The sequence below is a fragment of the Gemella sanguinis ATCC 700632 genome (assembly GCF_000701685.1).
Classification (GTDB): Bacteria; Bacillota; Bacilli; order Staphylococcales; family Gemellaceae; genus Gemella; species Gemella sanguinis.
Genome location: NZ_JNJO01000031.1, coordinates 1 through 3,394, shown reverse-complemented (window position 1 = coordinate 3,394; position 3,394 = coordinate 1). Strand labels below are relative to the sequence as shown.

At 27.9% G+C, this 3,394-nt stretch carries 2 protein-coding genes and 1 tRNA gene; all 3 read left to right on the top strand.

Features of this window, described 5'->3' with window-relative positions:
* The first annotated feature begins 550 nt into the window (after positions 1-550).
* The 3 genes from T369_RS0107785 (at position 551) to T369_RS0107775 (ending at position 3,252) form a co-directional block, all read left to right on the top strand.
* Positions 551-1,504, top strand: coding sequence for an L-lactate dehydrogenase (locus T369_RS0107785; protein WP_006363805.1), 954 nt, complete (start codon positions 551-553; stop codon positions 1,502-1,504).
* 261 nt (positions 1,505-1,765) lie between these two features.
* Positions 1,766-2,803, top strand: a complete 1,038-nt coding sequence (locus T369_RS0107780; protein WP_031553901.1) for a LacI family DNA-binding transcriptional regulator — start codon at positions 1,766-1,768, stop codon at positions 2,801-2,803.
* A 375-nt stretch (positions 2,804-3,178) separates the two neighbouring features.
* Positions 3,179-3,252 (top strand) — tRNA-Gly (locus T369_RS0107775).
* The last annotated feature ends 142 nt before the right edge of the window (positions 3,253-3,394 follow it).

Below are 3,394 nucleotides of genomic sequence, written 5' to 3'. Positions count from 1 at the left end.
AGGCTTATTTTTTTTGAAAAAAAATACCATAACATCAATACTAGCTTGATATTTCGGTATTTTTGTCAACAATCTGAAAAATATCAAGTATTATTTTACTTGATATTTTTTTTATTTTAACTATCTTAAAACTGTTATACTAAGAGATATGTAAAATATTCAAATGAAAATGAAGGAAAAACTACCAAAAATTCTATAAAAAATTAATGTTAAAATATTTGGAATTAAATCAATAAAATAATGTGTTAATTTCATTAAAAATAAAACTCTTTTAAAGTTGATATAAAAAGGATTTATAGAGATAAATATAACTAAAAAATAAATAAAGCGTTTTATTTTTTAAAGATAGCACTTTCAAAATATATATAAATTAAAAGAAAATAATTAATTTAATATGAAAATTAATGTCGTAAAAACACTTTCTTTTTTGCAAAAGCTGTGCTATAATTCAGAGTGTTATGAATAGAAATAGTTTTCAAACTATATTTTATTTAGAAAACAGTAAAAAATTAAAATATCTAAATTTATACAAATTAATGGAGGTTTTCTTATGAAAGCGAAAAATAGAAAAGTTGTCTTAATAGGAGCAGGAATGGTAGGGATGAGCTTTGCTTATCAATTATATTCAAGTGGAGTTTGTGAAGAATTAGGATTAATCGACTTCTTTGCAGAAAAAGCTGAAGGAGAAGCAATGGACTTAAACCATGGTGGAGCTTTAGTACCACCTATTAAAGTTACATCTGGAGGATACGAACAATGTGCTGATGCAGACGTAATCGTAATCGCTGGTGGTCTTCCACAAAAACCAGGTGAAACTCGTTTAGACCTAGTTGACAAAAACATTAAAGTTGTTAAAGATATGTCAGAACAAATCGTTGCATCTGGATTCGATGGAGTTATCGTTATCGCTTCTAACCCAGTAGACGTATTAACTAACGCTTTACAAAAATTCACAGGATTCCCAAGACACAGAATCGTTGGATCTGGTACAACTCTTGATACTTCAAGATTCCGTTACATCTTAGGTGATAGATTAAACTTAGCACCAAGCAGTGTTCGAGGATACATCATTGGTGAACACGGAGATACTCAACTTGCAGCTTGGAGTAATGTTTTCGTATACGGTAAAAAATTCGATAAATTCTTAGAAACTTCTGACTACACTAAAGAAGATTTCGCAGATGTTGAAGAAAAAGTTATGCGTGCAGCATACGAAGTTATCAACCGTAAACGTGCTACTTACTATGCAATCGGACTTGCATTATTCACAATCGTAAAAGCTATCTTACGTGACGAAAACGTTGAGCTTGCAGTAAGTGGATACTGTGATGGACACTACGGAATCGATGGATTATACATCGGTACTCCAGCTATCGTTGGACGCGAAGGTGTTCGTGAAGTAGTAGAATTAGACTTAACTGAAGAAGAAACAGCTAAAATGCAACATTCAGCTAAAGTTCTAAAAGAAACTTTAGAAAAAGCATATGCTTCTTTAGAAAACTAATAAAATAAAATTTGGGGAGTTAGGTTACTCTTATTAAAAAAAGAGTAATCTAATTCTCCTTTTTTATTTTTAGTATAGATAAAATAATAGATATTAATTTTTTATATATTTTGTACAATGAAAATAAAAAGAAAATGAAAAATCTTATATTCATTACTAGACTTTTCATAGTAAATTTGTTAAAATATGAATGTAATGAAAAGGTTTTAATTCTTGAAAAAAAAGTAAAAAGTAATAATACGATGTAAAGGAGAGAAGAAAATGACAATAACAATATACGATGTTGCAAAAGAAGCAAAAGTGTCGATGGCTACTGTTTCGCGTGTTGTAAATAACAACCCTAATGTTAAAGAAGATACAAGATTACGTGTTCAAGAAGTAATTAAAAAATTAAAATACACACCTAACGCAGTGGCAAGAGGACTTGCTAGTAAAAAAACAACTACAATAGGTATTGTTTTACCAGATATTGCTGATTTATCTTCTGCAGAAATAGTAAGTGGAATTGAGTCTGTTGCTAATATGTATAAATATAATATAATTTTAGCAAACTCTTGTGATGATAAAGAAATTGAAAAAAATATCTTTGCTTCATTTGTTAGTAAACAAGTAGATGGTATTATTTATTTAGGACGTTCACTATCAGATAGTTCTAAAAAATATTTACAAGATATTCAAATTCCAGTAGTATTAGCTGGAAACTTAGGAGTAGATTCTGAATTTTATTCTGTTAATATAGACTATGAAAAAGCATCATTCGAAGTAACTAAAGAATTTTTAGAAAAAGGAGCTAAAAATATTTCTCTAGTTATAGATAAATATGAAAGTCAAAAAACACAAAGAATTATTAAAGGTTATAAAGAGGCTTTAGCTACTAAAAAAATAGAATTCGATCCTAGCTTTATAATAGATGGATATCAAACTTATAAAGAAAGTAATAGAATTTATAAAACTCTAAGTAATATAGATGCAAAAGTTGATGTTGTTATCACAATGTACGATGAAGTTGCATTAGCAGTATTACATCAAGCGTTAGATACAGGATTAAAAGTTCCACATGATTTTGAACTAATATCTTTAGAAAATACTAAACTATTAGATATGACAAGACCAAAAATTTCATCTATTTTCCAACCTATCTTTGATATAGGTGCGGTATCTATGCGTGTTCTAACAAAAATAATTGATATAGAAAAAGCTAAACGTAAAGGTGAAGAAATCAACGAAGACGAATTAGATGAAAACAAAAAAGAAATGTACTTACCATATCGAGTAATACATAGACAAACTACAAAATAAGATATCTTATAGAAGAAAAAAATTAAAGTATGGAAATTTCGTAAGAAAAATCTATACTTTTAATTTTTTTAAAGTAAAATTAAGGTAGGTACTATATTATATTGATAATATGTTTTCGAATAGAACTCGAACAATCAAAAAAAACTTTTATTATAATGTTAAGAAAAAACTTTAAAAAAAGTTTAAAAAACTTCTTGACAAAGAATAAATGTGATGTTAGAATATTAAAAGTCTTCTCAAAAAGAGACTAAAACAACAATTTCTAAAAACGAATATTTTTAAAAAAAGTTTTTAAAAAGTGTTGACAAACTTTTGAAGAGTTGATATAATAATTAAGTGTTCGACAAAAAGTCGAAAATATAAAATTTAAAAAATGCGGGTGTAGTTTAGTGGTAAAACCTCAGTCTTCCAAACTGATGTTGTGAGTTCGATTCTCATCACCCGCTCCATTATTTTGAACATTGAAAACTAAACGAATTAAGTCAACGTTAATTCCAAAAAGGACAGTTCTAAAAAGGAACTATAAAACTTTTTAATGAGCTAATCAAGCTAACAAATTATTTGGAGAGTTTGATCCTGGCTCAGGACGAA

Coding starts and splice junctions, on each gene's coding strand:
- T369_RS0107780 (WP_031553901.1), top strand. CDS start 1,766: ATGACAATAACAATATACGATGTTGCAAAAGAAGCAAAAGTGTCGATG.
- T369_RS0107785 (WP_006363805.1), top strand. CDS start 551: ATGAAAGCGAAAAATAGAAAAGTTGTCTTAATAGGAGCAGGAATGGTA.